Genomic DNA, 20908 nt, shown 5'->3' on the forward strand with positions numbered 1-20908 from the left:
CTCGTCCTTTCGCGGCCGCTAGTTTGTCGGAGTCATGAGGACCGGGTCGGGGTAGACGCCCCACGCCGGCGGCACCTTCAGGTCCTTGCTCGTGTAGTACGTGCTCGAAAGACCCGCCACGTCAACCAGCCAGGCGTTGTCCGTGATGTACTGACCGAGCTTCGACCAATCCGCCGTCGCAGCTGAGCCGCTCTCGGCACTGGCCGTCAGGTACTGCGACTCGAAACTCGCCGTCGGCCACGCCGTTCCGAGCGGGTTGAACAGCCCACCGGGGGCGAAGATGCGCGACGTGGTCAAGGTGAATACCTGACCTTGCATCTGCTGGACGGCAGCTGGGTATTTGCCACTGGCCTGATCCGTGCCGTAGGTCTGGATACCGACAGCGGCCGTCAGCTTCACCGTGATGCCAATCGCCTTCAGCTCCGGCACCAGGATCTGGACGACAGTGGACGACAGCGGGTCGGTCTGCTCATAAAGAATCGGCAAGGTGAAGCCGTTGGAGTAGCCCGCCTCGGCAAGGAGCTTCTTGGCTTTGGTCACGTTGTGCGAGTACACGTCCGAGTCGTAATAGCCGACGTACCCGTTCGCCGCGATCTGCTCGTGGGCGGTTCCGCCGATTGCTTTCGCGTCGGCGGTCCGGTTCACTGCATAGTTCAAAGCCTGGCGGACCTTCAGGTTCGCCAAAGCCGGGACGATCTTTCCCTCGCGGTCAAGGATCATGATGCCGTAGATGCTGGTCGCCGGATTCGTCACCAGATCCAGTCCCGCCTTCTTGGCGGTGGAGTCATCGGACGGGGCGCCCTGCTCCAGCGAGTAGCTGCCCGCTTCCACCGACTGCAGTCGGGAGGCGTTGTTGCCGATGATCTTCAGTACGACTTTCTGCCAGTGCTGCTTGCTGGGTGCGTAATAGTTCGTGTTCTTCACGAACGTGTACGTCGTCCCGGTCGTGGTCTGACTGGCGTCAAGCTTGTACGGGCCGGCACCGAACGTCGCCGCCCCCAACTGCGTCGAGGTCAGCGCCTTAGGGCTCACCGGCGTACCGAAAATCCCGGCCTGATCGAATTGCAACTGGGCGTAAGGAAACGGCTTCGAGAAGGAGATGTCCAATGTTGTCGCGTCGGGGGTGGAGTAGCTCGAAACCGGGAAGGTGTCGGTCGTGATCTTGCTGGCTGCAATGGCCGCCTTCATGTACGCCTCGATGCCCTGAGCCGTCATCACCGTTCCGTCGGCAAACTTCACGTTGCTCCGAAGGGTGATCTCGATCTTGGTGTTACCCGTTCCGACGTACGCAAAACTCTTCGCGAGCTCCGGGGTGAACTTCGTCGCACCGGTCTGGATGAGCAGACTGTCGTAGGCGAGGTTATTAGTCACCTGCTTGCTCGACTGCAGCATCGGGTTCAGCGACGGCGGCGCGCTGCCGTCGTACAGCGTGAGGGTCTTATCGCTGGACGTGGTGCTGGAAGTTCCGCTGCTGCTGCAACCGGTGAGTCCCGCCACCACCACCGCCACAGCCACGGCAGCGACCGAGGCTTTCTTCAGAGCCCCAGGGCGGGCCAACCCACCACTGATATCCGACACGAACGGCTTCTTCGACATGCGTCTCCTTGTAGAGCGTCGTTGCTGCTACCGGCACGAAGTGCCGTGGTCGCTCACCGTGATCGGTGCGACTGCTGCAGGACGCTACAGAAGAAAAGCCTGGGTTGTCAACCTGGTCTTCTAAAGTGCCGTGGAATTGAGATCGGCTAGGGGCGACCGCACGTTTATATGAAGTCGCACACTTATTCAGCAGCGATTATGTCCGTGGGTCGTTGAACAAATCGGCGGGTAATCGGAACGCCAAGTTGGCAATCCCTTATGGCTGCTTCATCATGGTTGTTAGCCGCCTTGGAGAGGATGTACGCCTAGGTGATGCCGACGAAGACGACGAAATGAAGTGGACCATTCCTGCCATGACCAAGAGCGATGATCTCTTCACCACAGCCAATGCAGTCAGAGTGGCTGTAGGCGTCTTTCATCGACGGGTGCGAGATGAATTGGAGGACGGCGTTTCTCCTTCTCAAACTGTCGTGTTGTCCCGGCTTGACCGAAATGGGCCGGAGTCGATCGTCGACTTGGCGCGACGTGAACGAGTGACTCCTCAGGCCATGGGATCGACCGTGGCTTCCCTCGAAGCACGCGGCCTTCTGGACCGCACCCCCGACCCGAACGACGGACGCCGTGTCCTGGTCTCGCCCACACCCGAAGGCCACCGTCTCATTAGGTCCCGACAAGACGCCGTCACGACACGAGTCGCAGATGCCCTCGCCGAGCATTTCGAACCAACAGACATCGAGCAAATACGTTTGGCGGCGAGGATGATCGAGCAGCTCGCCCATTTCATCTGACCAGTCCTCGAACGAATAACAGGCCGCCGCACAGCAGGCGGATGCAGAACACCGCCCCACCTCGGCAGGCTCGTAGCGTTGACCGTTCCTATTCCAGTACCACCTCGGTGTGAAACGCGTCTTTGATTGCTGCCAGACCTGGGCCACTACCATCGCCGACAAGATCATTTCTGCCCGACCCCGAAACCCTCACCAACTAACCCCCGACACGTCGCGAACCGAAGTCATTCTTCGGGCCAGACGGTGCGCTCTTTCAGCAGGTGCGCTTCAGCCAGGAGATTCTCGAGGTACGCGTTCGCCGAGTCAATCTGGTCGAGGACATCATCCTGTGCGGCGACCAGCTCGTGAGAGGTGGCGTTGCGGTACCGACCCACCGGAGCTAGCAGTGGACCTAGTTTCTCTGTCTGTCCGGTGGGGGTGCGGCGGTGGCTGATGATGGTCGTGATTGTCCGGACGCTGATCGGCCTGCCGGTCCCGACGGCGCCGGTCTGGTCGATCGATGGCAACAACGCGACCCCCGCGCGCCACAACACCCCCACTTTGTCCTGGCAGCCGTGCACGGGCGGGTCCGCGGTGGTGGGGTCCAGCAGCGGCAGGTAGGAGCCGCGGAGGCGTTCGTAATGCGGGGCGATCACCATCAACCAGGCGGCCACCGCGCACCGCGGGCACTCCCCCGGAACATCCGCAGCCGGAACGACATGGCCACGGATGCTGGCGTGGCCGGGGTAGATGCTGATGTCGTTCGGGGTGACCGTGCGGGCCTGGTTGCGGGTGAATCCGAGGGTCCCGGTGAGGACGATGAGGAACCCGTCCCGCCTACCCACGAGGCCTACTGGGAATCGGTACCGGGGCAGCTGCATCAACGCCTCCTGCGGGTCCAGGAGACCGGGCCGCGCCGTCCACAGGGAGTCGGGGTGCCCGGTCAGTCGGGGCGCATCGATCTCGATACCGGCCTGGGCGTGGACGGCGAGGATCACCTGGAGCCGGCCCACCTGGGTGGCCCAGGCGGCAGGGAACGCGTCCAGGAACCCGGCAAGGGTGTCCCGGGACGCCGGCAACGCCTCCACACCCCACGACTCACACCAGTCCGAAAACAACCCCCACGCCCACGACTTACTCGGGTCCGGCCGGTGGGCTCTTGAGTCTTGGCTTCCGATGTGGCCTGTGGTGATCATCCGCGGTGTCCGGTTAGAGGCCGAGCGTGATGACGGCGTTCTGCTCCAACGGCGCATTTTCCCGCGCATACACGTGCACGGTGGCCGGGTTTTTGTGTCCGGTCTGCCGCATGATCTGGTGATCTGTAGCTCCCGCCCTAATTGCCTGCGTTACGAAACCTGCTCGCAGCGAGTGCCCGGTGATGCTTCCCGCCGGAATCCCCGCAGCGTGAGCACGCTCCGTCACCATCCGCCCGATCGCATCCCCCAACACCGCGGTTGCCCTGATCGTGCCAGTTTTCGCCATCGCCCGAAACAGCGGCGCCCGCCCCGGCAGGCCACCCGTCCACAGGTCCTGGCAGACGTGAATCGCGAGGTCCTGGCCGCGAAGGGAGCGCATGACCTCCGGCCGTCCTTCGTCCTGGGCTTGGAGGAGCCGGTACCAGCGGCGGAACGCACACGGCGGACACGTCGCCGAGTTCGCCCCATACGGCAACGCCTTCACCTGCCCCCGACCCTCCTGATCCGTCTTCGAGGACCGCACCCGCACATGCAAACCGTCCTCAGCATGCAAGAACACATCTCCCACGAGGAGTTCGGACAATTCCGTGCGACGGAAAGCTCCCGCAAACCCGAAAACGAGGAGGGCAATATCGCGGGTGCCCTTCACCCCCGCCGGGTACGAGGTGACGTCAACCGCCAACACGGTTTTCCGCAGATCCGCCACCAACAACGGCGAAGCACGCTTCGTGGGACGGTGGGTGCTGCGACGGATCCCGTTCAGCGTGTCCGTGACCCGCCGGTCAGCGCACGGATTCCGGAACCCCCGCTCATGGTGGGCCCACGCGATCGCCGCCACCCAGCGACCAATCGACGCCGTCGAATACCGCGGAGTGTCCTCCACGGTGCGTTGGAGCGCTTTCTCGGACAGGTACTCCGCCACTTCCTTCGCCGACCGAGGGAACGACAGCTGCTCCTCGACGAGAGAGTCCGGGATGGGTTCCTTCTCGGTGTAGCCGGCCAGCCACCGGCAGAACATCCGCACATCCGACTCATACGAGCGCCGCGTCCCCGAAGACAGGGCGGCCCGCTGAAACACCGCCGCCGCTGTCGTCAGCTCGCGGGCGGCAGCCTCTCCCCCGACAGGAACGGCCCGAGACTGCGGGCCGGCGCCCGAGGGCACCACAACGACGGCCGGCGTCGACGCACCCATACCCGGCCCGTATCCGCTACTCATAGCATCTCCCTCACCACCTCGGGCCCGATGGAGCCCGTTTTGACCTCAGATGAAGCGTACCGGGGTCAACACGGGTAATGGCGCTTACCAGGTGCTACCGAGTCAGGGACATGACCGGCCGGAGTGACGCGACAGTCGGCGAGCGATGCGTCATTGAGAATGTCTTTTGGTGGATCCGCCCTGCAGCCATGGCTTTATGTTCCGCGTACCTGAGGACGAACCCACGGACGCGACTTGGCAGTCGAGTGGAAAGGCAGTCGGCGTTGGACCCCTGGGCATGATCTTTTAGCCGGACGGAGTCGACAAAGTGCCTCTGCTCATCCTCCCCTGGTGTCCAAGACGGCAACCCGAAATATGAGCTGCGTTGGTCACCTCCTTGGCAGGGGGGGGGAGGTGACCGCCCGTTCCAAGATCTGTGCCTGCTGAGCCGATGTAGCGCCGGCTTCTTGCAGGGCAACCATCCGCAGTGTTTCAAAGACTGTGCAAGGCAGACTGAAACGAGCGTCGATCGAAGCTACAGATGGAGGGCGACAGCTTGAGCGTAGTTCTGAGCGATATAGGCAATGGGGTTGGAATAAAAAAGACCCTCTGCCCGAATAAAAGCCAGGTCAGAGGGTCTTAGCTGTAGCGGGAGCGGGACTCGAACCCGCGACACCACGATTATGAGCCGTGTGCTCTAACCACCTGAGCTACCCCGCCGCACCAGCCGACTAGGCCGGCCTGTGCCTCCGCATCTCGACTGAGTCCGCGCGAGCGGTTGTTCAGTGTCGTTCAGAGGGACGAGCCCCCTGTGGGAATCGGACCCACTACCTCTTCCTTACCAAGGAAGTGCTCTACCAATGAGCTAAGGGGGCGTAGCCGTCGCGCCGTCAGTGTTTCAGGCCGCGATTGGCACCACACGAGAATAGCAGGACTTCGAGGCGCCTCGTGACACGAGACGACGCCGACAGCACGGAGGGTGCCGGGTCGCCCCGACACCCTCGCGATGCGGGCTACGCCGAGACGGTCGACGACGCCGCCGACAGGGCGGCGACCTCGTCGTCGGCGAGCGTCAGCGTCGCGGCCGCGACGAGGTCGGGCAGCTGCTCGACGGTCCGGGCCGACGCGATCGGCGTGCCGACCGACGGCTGGGCGAGCAGCCACGCGAGCGCCACGGTGGCGACCGAGGTCGAGTGGGCTCCGGCCACCTCGTCGAGGACCCCGAGCACGCGGCGGCCACGGTCGTCGAGGTACGCGCCGGCGCCGCTGGCGCGCTGGCTGTCGACGGTCACGCCGTCGCGGTACTTGCCCGTGAGGAATCCGCTGGCGAGCGAGAAGTACGGCATGACCGACACGGTCTCGGCGAGCGCCACGTCGGCGACCGTCGGGCCGCCCTCGCTTCCCTCGACGTCGTCGCGCTCGACGAGGCTGTACTTGTTCTGGATCGCGGCATACTTCGAGATGTTCTCGGACTCGCTGAAGCGCAGGGCCTGCTCGAGGCGCTGGCCGGTGAAGTTGGAGGCGCCGATGGCGCGGACCTTGCCGAGTTGCACCTGCTCGTCGAGAGCCTCGACGGCCTCCTCGACCGGGCGGTCGGTGAAGTCCTGGTGCGCGTAGTAGAGGTCGATGTAGTCGGTGCCGAGGCGCTGCAGAGATGCATCGACGGCCTTGCGCACGATGTCGCGCGAGGTGCCCTGGAAGCCCTCCAGCATGCCGACCTTGGTAGCGATCACGATGTCGGCGCGGTTGCCGCGCGACGCCATCCAGCGGCCGATGATCGACTCCGACTCGCCACCGGCGTTGCCAGGGACCCACGCCGAGTAGACGTCAGCCGTGTCGATGAAGTTGCCGCCGGCCGCGACGTACGCGTCGAGGACGCCGAACGACGTCTCTTCGTCGGCCGTCCAGCCGAAGACGTTGCCGCCGAGATTGAGGGGGAAGACCCGGAGGTCGCTTTCGCCGAGTGCGATACGAGGTGCGTCCGTCATGTGAGCTCCTTCTGTCGAGATGTCTCCTGAAGACAACACCGTTCGACGCCCCGCATTCCGAGCGGCGACACATTCGGCGAGGGGCATCATCGGGTCGCGCACAGCCTGGAGCTCCTGCTCGACGGCGCAGACGGTCACCGCACGGGGCGGGAGCCGGGAGGGGCCGGACGGCGCCTACGCGGCCGGGGGCTCCGAGATTGCCGTGAGGGCCCCGAGTTCCTGCGCCGAGAGATCGAGGCTGGAGGCCGCGAGCAGACCCTCGAGCTGGAGAGTCGAGCGGGCGCTGGAGAGGGCGCCGATCACGCCGTCGCGAGAGGCCAGCCACTTGATGGCGACGGCGCCCGGCACGACGCCGTGGCGTTCGGCGATCTCCATGACGACGTCGACCGTGGCGACGTTCTCGGGGGTGAGGTAGCTCAGCGCACGACCGCCGCGGGGCGACTCGCCGTCGTCGACGCCGTTGCGGTACTTGCCCGTGAGGAATCCGCTCGCCAGCGCCGAGTGCGGAAGCACTGCGAGGCCGAAGTGGTCGACGATCGGGGCGACGTCGCGCTCGTAGTCGTCGCGCCGCACGAGGTTGTACGCCGACTGGATCGCCCTGAAGGGGTGCAGCCCGTCGCGGTCGGCGATCGCGAGTGCCTGCCGGAGCCGCGCGCCCGTGTAGTTCGAGGCGGCCGGATACCGGATCTTGCCCTCGTCGACCAGCTCGCTGAGCGCGCCGACGGTCTCCTCCAGCGGCGTCTCGTCGTCGTCGTAGTGCGCGAAGTAGAGGTCGATGCGATCGGTGCGGAGGCGGGTCAGCGACGCCTCGACACCCCGGCGGATGCTGTCGCGCGTGAGGCCGGGCGCGTCGGGGTGCTGGCCCACCTTGGTGCTGACGAGCACGCGGTCGCGGTTGCCGGGGCGTGCCAGCCACCGGCCGATGATGGCCTCGGACTCGCCGCCCGAATTGCCCGGGAGCCACGCGGAGTAGACGTCGGCGGTGTCGATGACCCGGCCGCCGTCGGCCGCGAACACGTCGAGGATCTCGAGCGCCGTCGGAGCCCCGACGGTCCACCCGAAGACGTTCGTGCCGAGCGCGAGAGGGAACGCGGAACCGGTGGCGGTCTCAGTGTCGGTGAAGATGTTCAGGTCAAGGCCAATCGACGTCGGATACTCCACCTTAACCGATCAGATCGGCCGCCTGGCAAGGGAGACGGAAAGCAGAGCACGCCTGTCGTATCGTGGCACCCATGCCTCTCGACGAGTCCACCGTGCCCGCCTCAGACATCTCCCCCTCCGAGCTGATCGCCGCCGACACGGGATCGGAGTGGTGGCGCACAGCCGTCATCTATCAGGTGTACCCGCGCTCGTTCGCCGACAGCGACGGCGACGGCATGGGCGATCTCCCCGGCATCACCTCACGCCTCTCGGCCCTCGCCGATCTCGGCGTCGACGCCGTCTGGCTGTCGCCGTTCTACACGTCGCCGCAGCGCGACGCCGGCTACGACGTCGCCGACTACTGCGACGTCGACCCGCGGTTCGGCACCCTCGCCGACTTCGACGCCCTCCGCGCAAAGGCCACCGAGCTCGGACTGCGCCTCGTGGTCGACCTCGTCCCCAACCACTCGTCGAGCGATCACCGCTGGTTCCAGGAGGCCCTCGCCGCCGGGCCCGGCTCGACCGAGCGGGCTCGCTACCTGTTCCGCGACGGCACGGGCGCCGACGGCGAGCTGCCGCCGAACAACTGGCAGTCGGTCTTCGGCGGCGAGGCCTGGACCCGCATCACCGAGGCCGACGGCACGCCCGGCCAGTGGTACCTCCACCTCTTCGACTCGTCGCAACCCGACTTCGACTGGCAGAACCCGTGGGTGCGCGAGCAGTTCCTCGACATCCTGCGCTTCTGGCTCGACCGCGGAGTCGACGGATTCCGGGTCGACGTCGCCCACGGCATGATCAAGAAGCCCGGTCTGCCCGACTACACCCCGCCCGCCGACAGCGGCAGCATGGGCGGCGGGCTCGAAGAGGGCGCGACGCCGCCGTACTGGGCGCAGGATGGCGTCCACGAGATCTACCGCTCCTGGCGCGCGCTGCTCGACACGTACGCGGGCGACCGGATCCTCGTCGCCGAGGCGTGGGTCGAGCCGCTCTCGAAGCTCGCCAACTGGGTGCGCCCCGACGAGATGCACCAGGCCTTCAACTTCACCTACCTCGAGAGCGGCTGGTCGGCCCCGTCGATCAAGCGCGTCATCGACGCCTCCCTCGAGGTGTTCTCCAGCGTCGGCGCGCCGAGCACGTGGGTGCTGTCGAACCACGACGTCGTCCGCCACGCCTCCCGCCTCGGGCTGACCGCCGACAACCCCCAGGGCGCAGGAATCGGCCCCAGGAGCCCGGGCCTCCCCGACCGCGCGGTCGGCCTGGCCCGAGCCCGCGCCGCCAGCGCCGTCATGCTCGCCCTTCCCGGCTCGGCCTATCTCTACCAGGGCGAGGAGCTCGGCCTGCCCGAGGCCATCGACCTGCCCGACGAGGCCCGCCAGGACCCCACCTGGTTCCGCACGAACGGCGAGAGGTACGGCCGCGACGGCTGCCGCGTGCCCATCCCGTGGGAGGCCGCTTCCCCCGCCTACGGCTTCAACACCAGCGGCGAGTCGTGGCTGCCGCAACCCGATGACTGGGCGCCCTACGCCCGCGACTCGCAGACCGGCAAGCCGGCGTCGACGCTCGAGCTCTACCGCCTGGCGCTCGCGCTCCGGGCCGAGTTCGACCTGGGTTCCGGTTCGGTCGAGTGGCTCGACGGATACGGAGCCGACGTGGTCGCGTTCCGCAACGGCGTCGTGACCGTCATCGCGAATACCGGCACGGTGCCGGTCGAGCTGCCGATCGGCGACGAGCTGCTGGCGACCGTGGAGCTCGACGGCCCGGCGCTGCCGGGCGACGCGACCGTCTGGGTCCGCTCGGCCTGATCGCGGTCGCGGCGCTGGGTGGGGTGATCCGCGGCGTTGTCGGTGCGGCATGGTGTGGGTGGCTGCGCGTGCGTCACCCCCGCCGAATCGGTACGAAGCCGCCGGACCTTCAGCGGGAGCGAGCCGATTCGGCGGGGCTACGTCGCCGACTCGGCGGGAGCGCGCCGGATCGGCCTGCGTGAGCCGCATCGGCGGGTCTTCACCGACCCGGCGGGGCCGAACCGAGCCCGCGGGCCGAGCCGCCCGCCACCACCTCGCCCCCGCCGGATCGGCACGAAACCGCCTGCCGTTCGGCGGGAGCGAGCCGAATCGGCGGGGCTACGTCGCCGCCTCGGAGGGAGCGCGCCGGATCGGCAGGCGTGAGCCGCATCGGCGGGTCTTCACCGACCCGGCGGGGCCGAACCGAGCCCGCGGGCCGAGCCGCCCGCCACCGCCTCGCCCCCGCCGAATCGGCACGAACCCGCCGGCCGTTCGGCGGGAACGCGCCGATTCGGCGGGGCTACATCGCCGACTCGGCGGGAGCGCGCCGGATCGGCCTGCGTGAGCCGCATCGGCGCGTCTTCGCCGACCCGGCGGGGCCGAACCGAACCCGCGGGCCGAGCCGGCCGCCACCGCCTCGCCCCCGCCGAATCGGCACGAACCCGCCTGCCGTTCGGCGGGAACGCGCCGATTCGGCGGGGCTACGTCGCCGCCTCGGAGGGAGCTCGCCGGATCGGCAGGCGTGAGCCGCATCGGCGGGTCTCCGCCGACCCGGAGGGGCCGAACCGAACCCGCGGGCCGAGCCGCCCGATTGGCGGGTACGAGGCGGGGCGGGGCCGACGTTCGGCGGCGCCGCGCGCGGCCGCAGCAGGCGAGGCGCTACGCTCCGGCGTTGGCTACGAGCCAGGGGTACGGGTCGACCGGAACGCCGTTGAGGTGGATCTCGAAGTGCAGGTGCGCACCCGTGCTGTTGCCGGTCGAGCCGACGTTGCCGACCTGCTGGCCGACCTTCACCTTCTCGCCGAGCGTGACCTTGATGGATCCGGCGACCATGTGCGCGTACACGCTGGTGACCGGGACGCCGTTGATGGTGTGGTCGATCCACACGTTGTAGCCCAGGGCACCGCCGCCCTGCTCGACCTTCGAGACGGTGCCGTCGGCGATGATCTGGATCGGCGTGCCGGCGCCGGGCGTGAAGTCGAGGCCCTCGTGGAACGTGGAGCAGAAGCTGCAGTTGGCGACCTGCCGCGAGCCGAAGCCGCTGCTGATGGGCGAGGTCGTGGCGAACGGCCACTGGACCGGCGCGGTCGAGTCGTTCGCGAACGCTCCGGTGTCGGTGCTCGACGAGGTGACCTTGGGGGCGCTGACCGAGTAGCCGTCACGGCCGAGGCTGGCGCCGACGACGGTGCCCGACGCGATGTAGCCCTGCCCGGCGGTCGACGAGGTGGCCCCGCCGACGGTGGTGCCGGCCTCGACGGCGGCGGCGAGCTTCACGGCGACGTGCTCGGGGGTGTCGACGAAGTAGGCGTTCGCGGGAACGGAGGTCGCGACGACGGTGGCCCCGACGAAGAGGAGGCCGCCGAGGACCCCGAAGCGGCGGGTGCGACGGCCGCGGGTCGAGACCACGGGCCGGGCCGCGGCGGGTGCGCGACGAGGGGAACCGGGCGCAGGAACTCGACGCATCGGCTGGGCACGCAGCGACCGCCGCGTCGCCGGGGCGGAGGCCGCGGCCGGTGCTGCGACCGACGGGGCTTCGGCAGCACGGGTCGCCTCACGAGCCACAGGGTCGGCCGTCACCGAGGTGCGCGTCGCGACCGTCGGGCCACCGGTCGTCGCGACCGCAGGCGTCGCGACCGTCGGGCCGGACCCCGTCGACGTGTGCGACGTGACCATCGAGCCCGGCGTCGTGCGTGTGGCGGGCCAGGCGACCGACGCCGGACTCGCCGGCGTCGAAACGGGCGACCCCGAAGCAGTCGACACCGGAGCTGGCGACGCCGAAGCAGTCGACACGGACGCCGACGCGGGCGACACGGCAGACGACGACATCGCGTCGGGAGACAGGCGGGCCGGCGAGACCCGAGCCGGATTGGCACCGAGCGCCGCCGAGGCCACAGCAGTCGGATCGGCCAGCGACGTCGAGCCAGCCAGCGAAGCCGGACCGGCGAGCGCAGCCGAGCCAGCCAGCGACGACGAGCCAGCCAGCGACGGGTCGACGACCAGGGTCGCCGCCGTCTCGAGCTGACGCTCGCGGGCGCGCGCGGCACGTCGCGTGAGGGGGGCCGCGGTGGGGCCGTCGACGTCGCCTGCGGTTCCGCGGTGGGCGGTGGGGGCGGCGTCAGGCTGGGTCACTGCGAGTAGGTCCTCAGGGTCGGGGGCGGGCTTCGGCGCCGCGCAGAAAGTGCTGCACAGGGCTGTGGCCGGGAACTGCCCGCGGAGAGACGGCCGCGGACGACGGTGATCGAATCACCCTAGCGTGCGCCCCCGGAAAGCCTCCCGGACGAGCAACGCCTGACCAATGGTAGCGAATTCGCAACCGGATGGCTAGGCCCGATATTGATATATACCGAAGTGTGGGGGGTCGGGCGGTGTCGGGGAGTTCCTGCGCCCTCTCTGGTTCGGCACTCAGAACCCGACGTCGGCGAGTGCCTCCGCGAGCTCAGCGGCGACGGTGGGGGCGCAGACGAAGGTGAGGTCGCGGCTGGCCTGGGCTCCTGCGGGGGTGAGCACCGTCGCACCTGCTTCACCGGCGACGAGGACGCCGGCGGCGTGATCCCACGGCTGGAGGCCGCGCTCGACGTAGGCGTCGAGCCGACCCGCGGCGACGCTGCAGAGGTCGAGGGACGCGGCCCCGATACGGCGGATGTCGCGGACGCGGCCGAGGAGGGGGGCGACGACCGCGCCCTGCTCGATACGGCGCACAGGGTCGTACGAGAAGCCGGTGGCGAGCAGCGACTGCGACAGGTCGGCGGGCCTCGACACGGCGAGACGCTCGCTGTTCAGAAAGGCGCCGCCGCCGCGGGTCGCGACGTACTCCTCCCCGGCGACGGGGTTGAACACGCACGCGGCCAGAGCCCGCCACGTGAGCGGGTCGGGCTCGCCCTCGACGACGGCGATGCTGACGGCGTAGGCCGGGATCCCGTAGAGAAAGTTCACGGTGCCGTCGATCGGGTCGACGATCCAGGTGAGACCCGTCTGCGTCGGCTCCGCGCCGGACTCCTCGCCGTAGAAGCCGTCGCCCGGTCGCTCTGCTGCGAGCCGTGCGCGGATCAGGGCCTCGACCTCGCGATCGGCGTGCGTCACGATGTCGACCGAGCTCGACTTGCTCGCGGCGACCTCGACGCCCTGGGCCCGGCGCCGCGCAGCCAGCTCGCCCGCCTCCCGCGCGATGGAGCGGGCGGTCTCGAGAAGCTCGGCGTTCGTGGTCATGCGACCCCCAGGTATGCGAAACGCCCGGTGCTCAGCACCGGGCGTCTCTGCGTTCTTCTGCGTCGAAGGGACACAGTGTGTTTTTCCGTGTCGTCGTCGGACACCGTGTGGCAAGTGAGGGATTCGAACCCCCGGAGGCTACGCCGGCTGATTTACAGTCAGATCCCTTTGGCCGCTTGGGTAACTTGCCAGGTGCGCACTCGACCAGTGTATTCACCAACCGAAGGCGCCCGTCAACAATACAGCCTCCGCGCCGTGGTCTCGACCACGGCGCGTGCGGAGGCCGCCGTCGCCGCCATTCGCTAGGGTGGACGACATGGCAGACAGCTCTTTCGACGTGGTCAGCAAGGTCGACAAGATGGAGGCCGACAACGCGCTCAACCAGGCGCGCAAGGAGGTCGAGCAGCGCTACGACTTCAAGAACGTCGGCGCCGCTATCGACATGAGCGGCGAGAAGGTGCTCATCAAGGCGAACACCGAGGAGCGCGCCAAGGCCGTCCTCGACGTCTACGAGTCGAAGCTCATCAAGCGGGGCATCTCGCTGAAGAGCATCGACGCCGGCGACCCGTACGCCAGCGGCAAGGAGTACCGCATCGAGATCTCCATGAAAGACGGCATCGACCAAGAGGCCGCGAAGAAGATCAACAAGCTGATCCGCGACGAGGGGCCCAAGGGCGTCAAGAGCCAGATCCAGGGCGACGAGCTGCGCGTGACCTCGAAGAGCCGCGACGACCTCCAGGCGACGATGGCGCTCCTCAAGGGCGCCGACCTCGACGTCTCGCTCCAGTTCGTCAACTTCCGCTAGGCGGGCTCGACCAGCGCTTCGCGCGACGATCCGGGCGCAGGAACTCGCCGCCCGCCGCCGCGCCTGCCCCCTTCATCACCCGGCACCCGTCGCACCCGACCCCTTCGCCACCCGATCGTGGTGCCATCCCCCAGAGCGGCCGGGCCTACAGCGGGCGGCCGCTCGGCGGCGCCCAGTCGTCTCGGGGCGATGTCGACGTGGATTCGCCGGCGGCGACTCCGCTGACGGACGAGGACCCTGCGCCGAGCACGGGAGCGCCGCCCTGGACACCTGGTGCCACGGCCTCCGGCGCGCGCCCGCCGACGGCACGCGCGACGGCGGCGACGGCACGCTCGAGCGGCCCCGGACGCCCGCCCCAGGCGAGGGCGGCGAGGCAGGCTCCGACCACGAAGAGGGCCCAGACGGTGCCCTCGCTCGCGGGCGTGAGCCCGTCGAGGAACCCGGAGTGGTAGAGCCAGGCGATGACGACGAGGTGGGCCGAGTAGATCGAGAGCGGCATGGCGCCCACGCGGGCGAGCACGAACAGCGGCGCGTTGCGCGGAACCCGGGCTAGGAGCCCGCAGGCGCCGATGACGGCGAGGGCCACGCCGGCCGAGCCCAGCATGTCGACGAGAGTCGAGGAGTGCGGCTCGGACGCGAAGACGTAGTCACGGAGACGCAGACCGCCGAACGAGTGGAACAGGAGGCCGCCGGGCGTGACGGCCTCGCCGACGGAGTAGACGACCACGGCCAGCGCCGTGCCCCCGCCGAGGAGCGCACCGAGCACGCGCGGAGACCGGAGGTCGGAGCGGCCGACGGCCAGGCCCAGCAGCAGGTAGGCGGCGAAGGTCGCGAGCGGGTAGTACAGGAAGATCTGCTGGAGGATGACGCCGGTCTCGGCGAGCGGGAACACCGACGCGAGCGAGATGGGGAACGCGACGAGGGCGAGCCCGCCGGCGACTGTCAGGAGCGCGACGCGCGACCACGACAGGGCGGGGAGGAGCACGACGAAGAGGATGCCGTAGGTGGCGAGGATGACCGCCACGGGAGTCTCGAGCAGCATCAGGAGGATGCCGATCACGGCGATGAGGACGCCGCGGGTGGCGATCCTGCGCCGGGCGACTGTCAGGGCCGCGCCGCGGACCGGCCTGTCGCGCCCCGTCGTCAGAGCCAGCGAGACGCCTGCGAGCACGGCGAAGAGCACGGACGACCGACCCGCCACGATCGACCACCAGGTCGACGGCTCGCTCCAGTCGACGGGGTTCTCGACGTCGACGAGGTGCGCCGCGAACATGCCGAACAGGGCGATGCCGCGCGCCGCGTCGATGCCGCGGAGGCGTGCTCCCGGGCCGGAAGCGGCAGGGCGCGAGGCGGTGAGCGTCATGCCACCACGGTAGCGGCGGCGCCCGGGAGTCTGCAGAAGTCATCCACAGGCCCGGGCGCCGAGACTACTGAGCCCGCGACACCGTGACCATCTCGTCGCGCGGCACGACCTTCACGCGGACGCGCTCGACCTCGCCCTCGAAGCCGGCGCCGAGCGCCATCTCGTGCTCGTCGAGGCGGTGCCAGCCCTCGAGGTCGGTGAACGCGACGCCGCGGGATTCGAGCAACGCGGGGATCGCCTCGAGCGACGGGTCGGCCGGGGCCCACCACGACGCCTGGTCGGTCAGCACGTGCTGCACGGTCTCCATCGCGTCGCTCTTGGTGTGGCCGATGAGGCCGACGGGGCCGCGCTTGATCCAGCCGGTGGCGTACACGCCGGGCACGATCTGATCGTGGTCGTCGAGCACCTGGCCCTCGTGGTTCGGGATGACGCCGCGCTTCTCGTCGAACGGGATGCCGTCGAGGGGCGAGCCGAAGTAGCCGACGGCGCGGTAGATCGCCTGCATCTCGACGGTGCGGAACTCGCCGGTGCCCTCGACGCTGCCTGCGCCGTCGGGCCGGGTGCGCTCATAGGTGAGGCCGGAGACCCGGCCGTCGACCTCGTCGACTCGCACGGGCTTGGCGTAGAAGTGCAGGTGGAGACGGCGCGACGCGCTGCCGGTCTCGCGCTGACGCCACTGGTTCAGGACCTTGTCGATGACGAAGACCTGCTTGTTGGTGGCGATGGCGTTCTTCGAGGCCTCGTCGTAGTCGAAGTCCTCGTCGTAGACGATCATGTCGACGTCGCGGAGCTCGCCCAGCTCGCGGAGCTCGAGCGGCGAGAACTTCACCTGGGCCGGACCGCGGCGGCCGAAGATGTGCACGTCGGTGACGGGCGATGCCTTGAGCACGTCGTAGACGTTGTCGGGGATCTCGGTGGGAAGGAGGTCGTCGGCGTGCTTGGCGAGGATGCGCGAGACGTCCAGGGCGACGTTGCCGACGCCGACGACGCCGATCGAGGAGGCCTCCAGCGGCCAGGTGCGCGGCACGTCGGGGTGGCCGTCGAACCAGCTGACGAAGTCGGCGGCGCCGTAGCTGCCCTCGAGGTCGATGCCGGGGATGTCGAGGTCGGCGTCCTTGATGGCGCCGGTCGAGAAGATAACGGCGTTGTAGTGCTTCTTCAGGTCGTCGAGCGAGATGTCGACGCCGTAGCGGACGTTGCCGAAGATGCGGATGTCGCCGCGGTCGAGCACGTCGCGGAGGGCGTTGATGATGCCCTTGATGCGCGGGTGGTCGGGGGCGACGCCGTAGCGGACGAGGCCGTACGGGGCGGGGAGCTGCTCGAACAGGTCGATCTGGACGTCGAACTGGCGTTCGGCCTTCAGGATGATGTCGGCGGCGTAGATACCGGCGGGGCCGGCTCCAACGATGGCGAGGCGCAAGGTCGTCATAGGTACTGCGTTCTTTTCCGGGCGGTTCGGGGTGTTCTCGGACAGGTGGTCAGGGTGTGTTCGGCGTGCCGCTGCGAATCGCTCGGACAAGCCCGGGCACGAGGGCCTGAGTCGGGAGAGCTAGGCCTGGCGCTCGACGACGCGCTCCGCGAAGCGGGTCAGCGCCTTCTTCACGGGGCCCTGCGGCAGCGGCGCGAGTGCGGCGACCGCGTCGTCGGCCCAGCGGCGGGCCTCGTCGTGGGTGCGGCGCGTGACGTCGTGCTCGCGGAGCTGCCGGACGGTGTCGGCGAGGTCGGCCTCGCTGACGTCGCCGCCCGCGGTCGCGGCGCGCACGTTGGCCTCGATCTCGCTGAGCAGCGCCGACGAGTCGATGTCGGTCTGGGCCTCGACGCGCAGGAACATGAGCGGCAGGGTCTCGACGCCGGCCAGGAGGTCGGTGCCGGCGCGCTTGCCGGTCTCCTCGCTCTGCGGCGACAGGTCGATGACGTCGTCGACGAGCTGGAACGCGACGCCGATCTTCTCGCCGAAGGCCGAGACCGGCCCGAGGTACTCCCGCGGGGCGCCGGAGAACATGACGCCGACCTTGGCCGCCATCGAGATGAGCGAGCCGGTCTTGTCGCTGAGCACGTCGAGGTAGTGCGCGATGGGGTCGTCGCCCTCGCGCGGGCCGATCGTCTCGTGCAGCTGGCCGAGGCAGAGGCGCTCGAATGTCTGCGCCTGGAGCCGTATCGCCTCCTCGCCGAGATCGGCGACGATCGTGGAGGCCCGGGCGAAGAGCAGGTCGCCGGTAAGGATGGCGACGCTGTTGCCCCAGCGCGACTGGGCGCTCGGGACGCCGCGGCGCATGGTCGCCTCGTCCATGACGTCGTCGTGGTAGAGCGACGCGAGATGCGTGATCTCGACGGCCTGCGCGGCCGACACGACGGCGTCGGTGGCCCCGTCGCCCAGCTGCGAGATGAGCAGTGCGAGCGTCGGGCGGATGCGCTTGCCGCCGGCACTGAGCAGGTAGCGGCTAGTGACGTCGGCGAGGTCGTCGCCGAAGGCCATCTCGACGAGCAGGCCGTCTTCGACGCGCTCGAGGCCGGCGTCGATGGCCGCGACGAAGCGGCGCTCGGAGGCCGACGAGAAGAGCTTCTCAGCGAGGCCGAGCGACGAGCTCAAGCCCGAGCTCCGACGAGCCGGAGGTGCACTGGGGTTCACGGGTTCACCTTTGCGTGTGGTTCAGGCGTCGGGGGCCGAGGCGGGTCGCCTCGTCGAGCCGGCGGGCTTGTGGCCCCGGTGGAGGGCCACGATCCCTGCGGTCAGGTTGCGGTAGGCGACACGGGTGAAGCCGGCCCCGCGGAGCCACTGGCTGAGCACCTGCTGCTCGGGCCATTTCTCGATCGACTCGGCGAGGTAGGTGTAGGCGGGCGAGTTGCTGGAGGTGACCTTGGCGATTCCGGGCAGCACGTGCCGCAGGTACGCCTGGTAGCCGAAGCGCAGGGCGGCGACGGGCGGGGTCGAGAACTCGCAGATCACGACACGGCCGCCGGGCTTGAGCACACGGTACATCTCGGAGAGCGCCTGGCGCGGCTTGTTCACGTTGCGCAGGCCGAACGAGATCGTGACGGCGTCGAAGGTGCCGTCGTCGAACGGCAGCCGCTCGGCATCGCCCTCGATGAACTCGATGTGCGGCTGGCGCTTGCGGCCGACCGCGACCATGCCGGCCGAGAAGTCGAGAGCCGTGACGGTGGCGCCGCCCTTGGCGATGGCGGCCGACGACGTGCCGGTGCCGGCAGCGATGTCGAGCACCTTCTCGCCGGGCTCGGCGCCGATCGCCTTCACGGTGGCGATGCGCCACAGCACCGCGTTGCCGCCCGACAGGATGTCGTTCGTCACGTCGTAGTGCGCGGCCACCCCATCGAACATGGAGGCAACCTCGCTGGGCTGCTTGTTCATATCGGCCTTGGTCACGCAGGGAATCCTACCGGCCCGATCTCCACCCAGGCCGAGAGCAGGCGATGCACGACGAACACCCAGGTGAAGGGGACGCAACTGCCCGAGGGCCCCGCGATCCCGGTCGTTACGATGAAGAAGTGAGCCACCCCCTGCACGTCGAGACCACCCGGATCGACGACATCACCCCCTTCCTCGCCCACGTCGACCCTCGCGATCCGCTCCTCTTCGTGCGGCGCGGCGACGGCATCGCCGGCATCGGCGAGGCGCTGCGGCTCGAGTTCCGGGGCGAGGCGCGGATGCGGGAGGCGGCCGAGGCCTGGCGAGGGATCGCCGCGGCTGCGACCGTCGTCGACGAGGTGCGGCTCGCGGGAACGGGGCTCGTCGCGTTCGGGTCCTTCGCGTTCGCGGACGAGTCCGACGACGTGAGCGTGCTCATCGTGCCGCGGGTCGTCGTCGGCCGTTGCGCGGGCGTCGACTGGATCACGCGAGTCGACGGCGCCGACGTCGGCGAGCGCACGTCGCTGGGCGCCGAGGTGCACGTCGAGTTCGCCGAGCCGGCGTTCACGGCGGCCGCGTACGCCGGTGCCGTGCACGACGCGGTCGCCGCGATCGAGTCGGGCGAGCTGAGCAAGGTCGTGCTGGCGAGGCCCCTCGACGCCGCCCTCCCCGACGACGCCGACCTGCGTCGCGTGGCGCGCGACCTCGCGTTCGCCTACCCCGACACCTACACGTTCGCGGTCGACGGGCTCATCGGGTCGAGCCCCGAGACGCTGATCCGCAGCGAGTCCGGCGAGCTGAGCGCCCGGGTCCTCGCCGGCAGCATGGGCCGCGGCATCGACGCGGCCTCCGACGCCGCGAACGCGCTCGAGCTCGCTACGTCGCAGAAAGACCTCGACGAGCACGCCTTCGCCCTGAGCAGCATCCTGCTCTCGCTCGAGCGCCACGCGATCGAGGTCACCACGGCCGAGAGGCCGTTCACGCTCCGGCTGCCGAACGTGTGGCACCTCGCCACCGACGTCCGGGGGCGCCTGGCCGACGGCGCGTCCGCGCTCGACCTCATCGACTCCCTGCACCCCACGGCAGCGGTCGCAGGAACTCCCACCCCCGCCGCCCTGGCCGTCATCGCGCGGCTCGAGCCGTTCGACCGCGGCCGCTACGCCGGCCCCGTGGGCTGGGTGGGGGCCGACGGCGACGGCGAGTGGGCGATCGCTCTCCGGTGCGCTCAGGTGACGCGAGCGGCCGACGGCGCCGACGGCCGCGTGCGGGCCTACGCCGGGGCGGGCATCGTCGCCGAGTCCGTCGCCAGTCGCGAGGTCGCGGAGACCACGATGAAGTTCATGCCGATGGCCGACGCGCTGGGCTGACCGCCGACGACGCTGACCGGGCGGGCCGAGCCGGCGCCCCGCTAGGAGGCCGCGAGACGCGTCTTCTCGACGGCGACGTCGAAGTCGGCCGGCGGCCAGTCGAGTTCCTGCGCCCGGAGCGCGGTGATGAGGAGCCGCTGGACGGCGACCCTCGCGTACCACTTCTTGTCGGCCGGCACCACGAACCACGGCGCCTGATCGGTCGACGTGCGATCGAGGGCCACCTGGTAGGCGCTCTGGTAGTCGGCCCAGAGGTTGCGCTCGTCGATGTCGCCGGGGTTGTACTTCCAGTGCTTGTCGGGGCGGTCGAGCCGTTCTGCGAGACGCGCCTTCTGCTCGTCGAACGAGATGTGCAGCATCACCTTGATCAGGGTCGTGCCGCTCGCGACGAGCTCGCTCTCGAAGGCGTTGATCTCGTCGTAGCGCTGCTCGAGCACGTCGGTCGAGACCAGCGAGCGGACCCGCGCGACGAGGACGTCTTCGTAGTGCGACCGGTCGAAGACGCCGATCATGCCCACGCCGGGCAGCTCGTTGCGCACCCGCCAGAGGAAGTCGTGGGCCAGCTCCTCTTCGGTGGGCTTCTTGAAGGCGTGGTGCTTGATGCCCTGCGGGTCGACCGCGCCGACCACGTGGCGGACGATGCCGCCCTTGCCGGCGGTGTCCATCGCCTGGAGCACGAGCAGCACACTCTTCGTGCCACCTGCCGCGCGCGAGTCGGCGAAGAGCTTCTCCTGCAGCTCGGACAGCTGCTCGCGGCCCGACTCGAGCGACTGCTGGCCGTACTTCTTGTCGCCGCCGAAGCCGGGCGAGGCGTCGGTGTCGATGCTGTCGAGGGCGGTGCCGCGCGCGAACTTCAGCGCGTCGGACGGTTCGGTGCTCCACGTCTTGGCCATTTCTCGACCTTAGACCCGGAGCTCCCG

Annotated in this window: 16 protein-coding genes and 3 tRNA genes; 4 read left to right on the plus strand and 15 right to left on the minus strand. The window is 69.1% G+C overall.

The genetic code is table 11. The features are described from left to right. Positions 1-18: 18 nt before the first annotated feature. Positions 19-1596, minus strand: coding sequence for an ABC transporter substrate-binding protein (locus EDF46_RS05055; RefSeq protein ID WP_123505227.1), 1578 nt, complete (start codon positions 1594-1596; stop codon positions 19-21). Between the two features lie 245 nt (positions 1597-1841). Between EDF46_RS05055 and EDF46_RS05060 the strand changes: the two genes are divergently transcribed. Further along, the gene (locus tag EDF46_RS05060; protein WP_148061146.1) at positions 1842-2384 is read left to right on the plus strand and encodes a MarR family winged helix-turn-helix transcriptional regulator; all 543 of its coding nucleotides are present in this window, start codon (positions 1842-1844) and stop codon (positions 2382-2384) included. Between the two features lie 224 nt (positions 2385-2608). Here the strand turns inward: EDF46_RS05060 and EDF46_RS05065 are convergent, their stop codons facing one another. The 6 genes from EDF46_RS05065 to EDF46_RS05090 all read right to left on the minus strand — a co-directional run bounded on the left by EDF46_RS05065 (position 2609) and on the right by EDF46_RS05090 (position 7903). Then, positions 2609-3451 carry a hypothetical protein gene (locus tag EDF46_RS05065; protein WP_123505229.1) on the minus strand — a complete coding sequence of 281 codons (843 nt, stop codon included), beginning with the start codon at positions 3449-3451 and terminating at the stop codon, positions 2609-2611. 121 nt (positions 3452-3572) lie between these two features. Next, positions 3573-4775, minus strand: a complete 1203-nt coding sequence (locus EDF46_RS05070; protein WP_123505230.1) for a site-specific integrase — start codon at positions 4773-4775, stop codon at positions 3573-3575. A 625-nt stretch (positions 4776-5400) separates the two neighbouring features. Further along, a tRNA-Met gene (locus tag EDF46_RS05075) sits at positions 5401-5474 on the minus strand. A gap of 83 nt (positions 5475-5557) precedes the next feature. Then, positions 5558-5629 (minus strand) — tRNA-Thr (locus tag EDF46_RS05080). A 138-nt stretch (positions 5630-5767) separates the two neighbouring features. Continuing rightward, on the minus strand, positions 5768-6742 hold the full coding sequence (locus EDF46_RS05085; RefSeq protein WP_123505231.1) for an aldo/keto reductase: 975 nt from the start codon (positions 6740-6742) through the stop codon (positions 5768-5770). 174 nt (positions 6743-6916) lie between these two features. Continuing rightward, a complete protein-coding gene (locus EDF46_RS05090; RefSeq protein ID WP_233579882.1) occupies positions 6917-7903 on the minus strand; it encodes an aldo/keto reductase in 987 nt (328 codons plus the stop codon). Between the two features lie 71 nt (positions 7904-7974). Between EDF46_RS05090 and EDF46_RS05095 the strand changes: the two genes are divergently transcribed. Then, the gene (locus tag EDF46_RS05095) at positions 7975-9684 is read left to right on the plus strand and encodes a glycoside hydrolase family 13 protein (protein WP_123505232.1); all 1710 of its coding nucleotides are present in this window, start codon (positions 7975-7977) and stop codon (positions 9682-9684) included. 858 nt (positions 9685-10542) lie between these two features. Here EDF46_RS05095 and EDF46_RS17975 read toward each other — a convergent pair. The 3 genes from EDF46_RS17975 to EDF46_RS05115 form a co-directional block, all read right to left on the minus strand. Continuing rightward, positions 10543-12012 (minus strand): M23 family metallopeptidase, encoded by a 1470-nt coding sequence (locus EDF46_RS17975; protein WP_148061147.1) that lies wholly within the window; start codon positions 12010-12012, stop codon positions 10543-10545. A 273-nt stretch (positions 12013-12285) separates the two neighbouring features. Beyond that, complete coding sequence (locus EDF46_RS05110; protein ID WP_123505235.1) at positions 12286-13089, minus strand: inositol monophosphatase family protein; 804 nt, start codon at positions 13087-13089, stop codon at positions 12286-12288. 108 nt (positions 13090-13197) lie between these two features. Next, positions 13198-13279: transfer RNA gene (locus EDF46_RS05115), tRNA-Tyr, on the minus strand. Positions 13280-13405: 126 nt separating this feature from the next. On the opposite strand from EDF46_RS05115, the gene EDF46_RS05120 reads away from it, so the two are divergent. Further along, a complete protein-coding gene (locus EDF46_RS05120) occupies positions 13406-13894 on the plus strand; it encodes a YajQ family cyclic di-GMP-binding protein (RefSeq protein ID WP_123505236.1) in 489 nt (162 codons plus the stop codon). Positions 13895-14039: 145 nt separating this feature from the next. Here EDF46_RS05120 and EDF46_RS05125 read toward each other — a convergent pair whose 3' ends face one another. The 4 genes from EDF46_RS05125 to EDF46_RS05140 all read right to left on the minus strand — a co-directional run bounded on the left by EDF46_RS05125 (position 14040) and on the right by EDF46_RS05140 (position 18639). Then, positions 14040-15257, minus strand: coding sequence for a heparan-alpha-glucosaminide N-acetyltransferase domain-containing protein (locus EDF46_RS05125; protein WP_123505237.1), 1218 nt, complete (start codon positions 15255-15257; stop codon positions 14040-14042). Positions 15258-15321: 64 nt separating this feature from the next. Continuing rightward, positions 15322-16686 (minus strand): pyridine nucleotide-disulfide oxidoreductase, encoded by a 1365-nt coding sequence (locus EDF46_RS05130; protein WP_123505238.1) that lies wholly within the window; start codon positions 16684-16686, stop codon positions 15322-15324. A gap of 120 nt (positions 16687-16806) precedes the next feature. After that, entirely contained in the window at positions 16807-17886 is a 1080-nt protein-coding gene (locus EDF46_RS05135) for a polyprenyl synthetase family protein (protein WP_123505239.1), read from the minus strand. A 21-nt stretch (positions 17887-17907) separates the two neighbouring features. Beyond that, positions 17908-18639, minus strand: coding sequence for a demethylmenaquinone methyltransferase (locus EDF46_RS05140; RefSeq protein WP_199738215.1), 732 nt, complete (start codon positions 18637-18639; stop codon positions 17908-17910). Positions 18640-18761: 122 nt separating this feature from the next. Between EDF46_RS05140 and EDF46_RS05145 the strand changes: the two genes are divergently transcribed. Then, a complete protein-coding gene (locus tag EDF46_RS05145) occupies positions 18762-19988 on the plus strand; it encodes an isochorismate synthase MenF (RefSeq protein ID WP_233579883.1) in 1227 nt (408 codons plus the stop codon). A gap of 41 nt (positions 19989-20029) precedes the next feature. Here EDF46_RS05145 and EDF46_RS05150 read toward each other — a convergent pair whose 3' ends face one another. Further along, positions 20030-20881 carry a PPK2 family polyphosphate kinase gene (locus EDF46_RS05150; RefSeq protein WP_123505241.1) on the minus strand — a complete coding sequence of 284 codons (852 nt, stop codon included), beginning with the start codon at positions 20879-20881 and terminating at the stop codon, positions 20030-20032. Between the last annotated feature and the right edge of the window lie 27 nt (positions 20882-20908).

The organism is Frondihabitans sp. PhB188 (assembly GCF_003752365.1).
Taxonomy (GTDB): Bacteria; Actinomycetota; Actinomycetes; order Actinomycetales; family Microbacteriaceae; genus Frondihabitans.